Origin of the sequence: Chamaesiphon sp. OTE_8_metabat_110 (assembly GCF_031382685.1) — a bacterium.
Classification (GTDB): Bacteria; Cyanobacteriota; Cyanobacteriia; order Cyanobacteriales; family Chamaesiphonaceae; genus Chamaesiphon.
In genome coordinates this window covers 1-7,278 of the sequence record NZ_JANMZA010000673.1, presented here as the reverse complement: position 1 = coordinate 7,278, position 7,278 = coordinate 1, and the positions used below count along the sequence as shown (strand labels likewise).

The window sequence follows — 7,278 nt, the reverse complement described above, 5'->3', positions numbered from 1 at the left end:
ACCTTGAGATTGAAGACAGAAGCAAAATGCCCCCGTTGACTGCGGGGAACGGGTTTATTATTTACCGATACGTTGCCTTCGCTCGGCGCACTCCCAATCAAGAAGATTCGATCGCTTGCTGTTTGATAATCGGCGGGGGGAAAGGATACATACAGCTTGGGCGTGACGATTTGCGCCACTACTAATGGTGTCACTGCCACTGAGAGGGTAATACCGCCTAAAATTCCTAAATGCGAATACTTGCCGAGCATGGTGTTTGGGTTAGTTATCCGATCTTAAAATCCCAGCAACCGAATCGATAGCAAATCGAATCTACTTGGCTGAGTGTTTATACTTAATAATTGTTACGAATTATAGCATCTCTGCGATCGTGGAGATCGTCCGCGATTGCTGTAGGATTCCAATTCGATCGAGTCGGTAATAAACATCAATCGCTCGTGCCATCAAACCCCCTTTCCCCTTTCCCCCTTCGCGATAACTGCTGGAGTGCCACCCTAGATATCGATCGCCAAACCGTCGATACTCTTATAATTTTTTTGGAGTTGATATGCTCTGACACCATCGTTACCTTTATTACGTGCCCAATCAGTTAAAGTCGTGCGTTCCGTTTGGAGTTCGTAGATCGGTACTCCATAACCACAAGATGTTTGGACTGACTCGATCTGCAACAAAATTATTTGCCGTTTGCCAGGTAGATCTTTAAAGTTAGTAATTAAATTTTCCCATGCGGCTGTATCGGGGCGAATTACGCTCCCCGTACCGTACAACCTGAGAATTAATGGTCGATCGGTAAAACTGCAAAACATCATCGTCATTCGCCCATTTTGAGATATATGAGCGGCTGTTTCATTGCCACTACCAGTCAGATCTAAATAGGCAACCCGATCGAAATCCAAACACCGCAAAGTATCGATCCCTTTGGGCGATAGATTGATGCGTCCTTCGATCGGGGCTGTCGCTGTAAAGAACAGTTGCTGCTGTCCGATAAATTCACACAATTGCGCGTCGAGTCGCGGATAAAATTTAGCCATCATTATTAAAACTAGATCAGCTCAAATTCTAAACAGTTCGATCGCGCTTGTAAAGATCGCTTAACTTCAGTTGTGGTGGGAACCACTCGCAGAGGAGCCGCCGACAGCGAGGACGGGTGCTAAGGGTAAAGTTAAGTAAACTGTAATCTCGTCCTGACCCTCGACTAACAAGCCATCGCTCGAACTACTAGACATCAAAAATAAGCCATCATAAAGTTCCACAATTTTCTTGACAACTTTCAAGCCGATCGCCAATTCTTCCTCTTCAGTTCCAGCCGGATTAAATTGAAGTAGCTTTGACATCTCGACATCCAAGTCGTTGCCTTGAGCCAGAGACCGACAACTGGATATCGACAGATGAAAAGCGTTGTCGATATTTTCACCATTAATTTTTAAACTCAGATAGGTCGCAGAGTTACTGAAAATGCGATCGAATAACTCATCAACTATCCACTGAAAATGCTCCGAGCTAACTGCTAAATTAGTAGCAGCGATCTCGCAATCGAAATCAATCGGACTGGGGAATGATTCAAATCTAGCGATTGCACTTTGTTCGACGATCGATTTGGGCGTACAGTTGTCTTGTCGATCGGTAGCTGGAGTTTCTAGTGTTAATTGTAAATAAAACCAAAACTTCTTAGTTAATTTTCGCAATTGCCCGACAGCGCGATCGCTAGCTGCCAAAATCTCAAGTTTGGTATCTAGATCTAGGCGCTCGATATTCTGAGTTAAATGCTCGATATTGGCGGATATAGTATCTATCGGTGCATTAAATTCATGGGGAAAACCGATAGCTAAATCTAATCTAATTTCATTGATATTGTTAGCTAAAGAATGAATATTATTGCGTTGCAGCTTGGAAAAAGATTGAATCCGATCGTGTTGTTTTTTAATCCGCACCATTGAGTTAACCCGAGCGCGCAATTCCAGACCATTAACGGGCTTATTGACAAAATCATCGGCACCAGCAGCCAAGCACCGCGCTAAGTCTTCTTTACTAGCTAAAGCCGTCACCATAATAATCGGCACGGCTTGCCATTGAGACATCAGCTTGAGTCGCCGACATACTTCAAAGCCATCGATACCGGGCATCATCACATCTAACAAAATCACATCAGGATCGAATTTGTCTAGACCGGAAAGCGCATCTTCACCACAATTAGCATAATGCAACTTGTAACTTTCACTAGGAAGTAATGCTTCGATTACATCGAAGTTATCTGGTTCATCGTCAACGATTAGGATGGAATAGCTACTCATCGTGAATTACTTAGTTGAATATCTCCTCAGAATGCCCATTTTGCTACCCAAATTAACGACAATTTTGCGGGCATTCTAAAAGTAGGTGTTGGGGAAAATATTTGTGCATTGCTGTATTTGGGTATGAGTTGCCCTCACCCCGCCAGATCCTTCGGCTCTGGCTCCCCTCTCCCAAGCTTGGGAGCGGCTCGCGCTCCTCGGCTTTGCCGAGGGTTTAGCGAGACAAGACAGAGGGGTTGGGGGTGAGGGCAAGATCTATGCTTCATACATCAATTCAGCAACACCAATATTTGTGTGTCGGTACGGCGATCGCCTGCTAACTAGCTACTACCGTACCGATCGAAATTCTAGCTAATGTCACAAGCCGCCCAGGACAGCATACTTACCAAAAATAATGCTCGAATCGATTCCGTCAACGCAGTCCGAATTAATGTCGGCGATCGTCCGTCATCCGCTCGTAGTAACCCCTGGCACGACGGCGATCGAGGCGATCGATGCCCTTTACCGCCGCCAAGCCCCACAGTCTTACTCAGACGATCGATCCCATCTTCAGGCGCAAGAAGCTAGCTGCATTCTCATCGTCGATGGCGATCGACTCGTCGGGATTTTGACAGCGCGAGATATCGTCCGACTTACCGTCCAACGGCGAGATCTGGAAAATTTAACCATCGGTGCGGTGATGACAGCCGATCTAGTTACCCTCCGAGCGGCTGACTTTACCGATGTAGCTGCGGCGATCGCTCTCCTCAACTGCCATCAGATCGACCACCTACCCGTGGTAGACGATCGCGATGGGTTGGTTGGGCTATTAACCGCTACCAGCCTCCAGCAGCACCTCACAGCCGCTCTGGTCGCCCAGGTTTCCGAGTTAGAAGCAGCTCAAGCCGAATTGTTTGAGAATCATACCCTCGATCTCGAAGCCTCCGAGCAATTTCTCCAAACTGTGTTCGACACTTTCCCCCTATCGGTATTTTGGAAGGATCGCCAATTGCGGTTTTTGGGCTGCAACGAAAACTTTGCCCGAGATGCCAATCTAACTTCCGTGACCCAAATCGTGGGTAAAACCGACTACGATTTGCCGTGGGGCGCGATCGAAGGCGATGCTTACCGCGCTGACGATCGCCAAGTCATCGACTCTGGTATCGCCAAATTAGGGATTATCGAACGACAGACACGGGCAGATGGTAGCGCGATCTGGGTGGAAACCAATAAAGTACCACTCCGGAATCGTCAAGGTAAGACACTTGGCGTCCTAGGGACTTATCAAGACATCACCGAGCGCAAACAATCTCAAACCCAGCTACATCAAATATCCGAGCGGCTGTCACTATCGCTCAAGTCTGGCGCGATCGGCTGTTGGGAATGGGATATTGCCAAAGATTGTCTGATTTGGGACGAGCGGATGTATGAATTATACGGGCGAACCAGAACCTGTCCGAGTGCCGAGTGCCCAGAAGCTTATGCCACTTGGCTCGCCAGTGTCCATCCCGACGATCGCGCCGATACTGAAGACAAGCTCGCACAAGCGCTCCTCGGACAAGCTGAATACGATACCGAATATCGCGTCATCCATCCCGATGGCAGCATCCATTTTATTAAAGCTTACGGCGTAGTCCAACGCGACGATCGCGGTCAGCCGTATAGTACGATCGGGATTAACTTTGATATCAGCGCGGCTAAACGCGAGGAAGCCAACCACCGCCAAACCGAGCAAACGATCCGTCAACAAGCCGAACGCGAATTTGTCTTACGCGAAATTACCCAACGCATCCGTAAATCGCTAGATCTGCCGACTGTATTCGCGACTGCCGTCCGGGAGATCCGCCAAGTTATCGAAACCGATCGGGTGGGGATCTTCAAATTCTATCTCGACAGCGACTTTGATGAAGGCGAATTCGTGGCGGAGTCGGTTGGCAATGGCTTTGAATCGATCTTGGGTGCGAGAATTCACGATCCAGGCTTTGGCAACCAGTTGGCACGATATTACCAAAAAGGTCGGATCAATATTGTCGAAGATATCCATGCCGCCGAATTGCTAGATTCTGAAGTGCGGGTGTTAAACCAGTTTCAAGTCCGCGCTAATCTGGTCGTCCCGTTATTTCAAGGTACCGAATTATGGGGCTTACTGTGTATCCATCATTGTGCGGCACCGCGCTGCTGGCAAGAAGTCGAGATTAATTTAATCGAGCATATTGCCGAACAGATCGGCATTGCCATTCAACAAGCCACCCTCTATGCCAAAGTCCAGTCAGAACTGGCAATTCGCTGGCAAGCCGAAGAAGCGATCGCCCTCCAACTGCGCCAGCAGCGCACCCTCGGCGCGATCGCCCACCAAATTCGCAATTCACTCAAAATCGAAGATATTCTCGCCACTGCTACCGCCCAAGTGCGCGAATTGATGATGGTCGATCGAGTCACCATCTTTCGAGTCTTGCCCAATCTCAGCATTCGGGCGGTCGAAGAAGTTGTCATGCCCGACTACCTCAGTCTAGTAGCTACAAATTGGGAGCGCGCGCCATTTAGTAAGGAAGAACTAGAATTTTATCTCCTCGGTCAACCGCGCCCGATCGTCGATATCAATGACGATCTGTGGTCGTTACAGATCCACCAATCCGTTGGCATGAATGAGGTTAAGTCCAAAATTGTCGCACCGATTTTACTGCGTACCGACAATCGCACTCAGCGCCCGCGCCATCCCCGCCAGCCGCAAGTCAGACTCTGGGGCTTAATTAGCGTCCATGCGTGCGCTACCCAGCGACACTGGCAAGATGCCGAAGCGCAACTACTCCAACAAATTGCCGACCAACTGGCGATCGCGATTCAGCAGGCAATTTTGTTCGAGCAATTGCAGCAAGAATTGACCGAGCGCCAACAAGCCGAAACTCAGTTACGCCAAAGCAACCACCAGTTAGCCGTTTCCAACCAAGAACTCGCCCGTGCGACCCGACTCAAGGATGAGTTCTTAGCCAGCATGAGTCACGAACTCCGCACCCCCCTGAATGCCATTTTGGGGATGTCGGAAGGATTGCAAGATGAAGCTTTTGGCACCCTCAACGATCGGCAGCAGAAATCTCTCGCCACGATTTCCAAAAGTGGTACACACCTGCTCGCACTCATCAATGACATTCTCGATCTATCCAAGATCGAAGCTAACAAGTTCCAGCTCGAAATCGCCGAAGTCTCGATCGCGACCCTCTGCCAGAATAGTCTCATTTTGGTCAAAGAACTCGCCCACAAAAAGCAAATTCGACTCACCACCCAACTCCCCGAATCCCTCAAACACATCAAGATCCAGGTGGACGATCGCCGCTGTCGGCAAGTCCTCATCAATCTCCTCAGCAATGCCGTTAAATTTACGCCCGCAGGCGGCAGTATTACCCTCGACGTGCGGCTGACCGAGCGGGGACTAACACCGCCCGCAATTGACCCCACCACACCATCCCCCTGGCAGATCGTGTTCTCGATTATCGATACTGGCATCGGCATTGCCCCCGAAAATATCCCCAAACTCTTCCAATCTTTCGTCCAAATCGATAGTAGCCTCAGTCGTCAATATGCTGGCACTGGACTGGGACTAGCACTAGTCAAACGGATTGTCGAAATGCACGGGGGAACTGTCTCCGTCCAAAGTCAAGTCGATCGCGGCAGTTGTTTTACCGTTTCCTTGCCATTTCATCCTAGCGCTGAGACGGCGGTGCCACCAGCAGTGCCGCCACTAGTCTATCCTCTTACTACTGAGCCAGCACCATTAGCGCCTCCCGCCGTCACCCTCAAAGCGTCGATCCTCGTGGTCGAAGATAACGACGCCAATATGGAAACCATGACGGGTTATTTGGAGAGTCGCGGCTATCGCCCGATCGAAGCCAGCACCGGACGCATGGCAATCGAGATCGCCCAGTCCCAACATCCCGATGTGATTTTGATGGATATTCAGATGCCCGACCTCGATGGCTACGCCACGATCGGTCAACTCCGGCAAATTCCCGAGTGTGCCAAGCTGCCGATCGTGGCCCTCACTGCTCTCGCCATGCCGCTCGATCGTCAAAAATGCCTCGATGCTGGTGCCGATCGCTACATGACTAAGCCTGTGAAACTAAGTCAGTTAGTTGCCACGATCGAACAGTTAATACATAGTACTTGATAAGTTACAAAATTTATTGCTTCACTTATCTGCCAATGCGCCCGGACAAAATTATTTTTTATTCGACCGAATTTTTGTGACTATTGCTACATTATTTTTTAAACTCTGCTTTTTAGTTATTGCTTATCAAAATATTTGTTACCTTATATACTCGCATATACGTGCGTGTATGTATTTCAATTTTTAGTATAAGTTAGATATTTTGAGTATTAACTAGTCGCTAAATTTATACGCACCTTATCCCGTAGCTTGCTCTTGCAAACACTTTCAGTGATTGAGATTAATTATTAATCTTAAATTTTAACTCTGTCAAAGTTCATGGTTTGGATGTAGCAAAAATAACAATCGCAACGATTTATGTATTCTTGTGCTAGGATTTAACCAAAGTATTTTATGTAGACAATAAAAACTACTATTTTAAATATTGGGGTTTATCATGACTAGTTCTGAGAATAAGTATAAAGCGCTAAACCAACCCGATACATCTGCAAATTCATTAGTAAATTCAACTTTACCTGGAGCAGATCGAGGAGCGATCGAGCGATTTTCACAAGCTGGATTCGACCCCGAAAAATTAGTACCCGCACCGACATATGTAGAATGTGGCATCGAAAAACTGACCGCCCTGTGTCATGCTGTCGGCTTAGACTCTCAACTCGATCGAGTCATCCACGTATTTCGCGCTCTGACTACCTCCTGGGGCGATCGCCGCGTTGGTGAAACCACAACCTGGAGATCGGACGTTTCCGACGACTGCGCCCCCTTTGAATTTTCACTAGCGCTCGATCCACAGCAGACTGAACTCCGCGTCCTCATCGAAGCCCAAGGTAGCGACCCCACTCTCCA

The 7,278-nt window shown here is 48.3% G+C and carries 3 protein-coding genes and 2 pseudogenes; 2 read left to right on the top strand and 3 right to left on the bottom strand.

Annotated elements, in window-relative coordinates; translation table 11 throughout:
• The 3 genes and pseudogenes from RMO52_RS24290 to RMO52_RS24280 all read right to left on the bottom strand — a co-directional run.
• Positions 1 to 251 (bottom strand): annotated as a pseudogene (locus RMO52_RS24290) (N-acetylmuramoyl-L-alanine amidase); the annotation flags it as partial.
• 243 nt (positions 252 to 494) lie between these two features.
• Positions 495 to 1,031 carry a pyridoxamine 5'-phosphate oxidase family protein gene (locus RMO52_RS24285; protein ID WP_396135101.1) on the bottom strand — a complete coding sequence of 179 codons (537 nt, stop codon included), beginning with the start codon at positions 1,029 to 1,031 and terminating at the stop codon, positions 495 to 497.
• Positions 1,032 to 1,097: 66 nt separating this feature from the next.
• Positions 1,098 to 2,291, bottom strand: a complete 1,194-nt coding sequence (locus RMO52_RS24280) for a response regulator (RefSeq protein WP_310419523.1) — start codon at positions 2,289 to 2,291, stop codon at positions 1,098 to 1,100.
• A gap of 394 nt (positions 2,292 to 2,685) precedes the next feature.
• On the opposite strand from RMO52_RS24280, the gene RMO52_RS24275 reads away from it, so the two are divergent.
• Both RMO52_RS24275 and RMO52_RS24270 read left to right on the top strand, forming a co-directional pair.
• Complete coding sequence (locus RMO52_RS24275) at positions 2,686 to 6,432, top strand: GAF domain-containing protein (RefSeq protein WP_310419520.1); 3,747 nt, start codon at positions 2,686 to 2,688, stop codon at positions 6,430 to 6,432.
• 436 nt (positions 6,433 to 6,868) lie between these two features.
• Positions 6,869 to 7,278, top strand: a pseudogene (locus tag RMO52_RS24270) (hypothetical protein); the annotation flags it as partial.

Bases quoted from the DNA above. Each gene is read 5' to 3' on its own strand.
- RMO52_RS24280 (WP_310419523.1), bottom strand. From the start codon at position 2,291: ATGAGTAGCTATTCCATCCTAATCGTTGACGATGAACCAGATAACTTC.
- RMO52_RS24275 (WP_310419520.1), top strand. From the start codon at position 2,686: ATGCTCGAATCGATTCCGTCAACGCAGTCCGAATTAATGTCGGCGATC.
- RMO52_RS24285 (WP_396135101.1), bottom strand. From the start codon at position 1,031: ATGGCTAAATTTTATCCGCGACTCGACGCGCAATTGTGTGAATTTATC.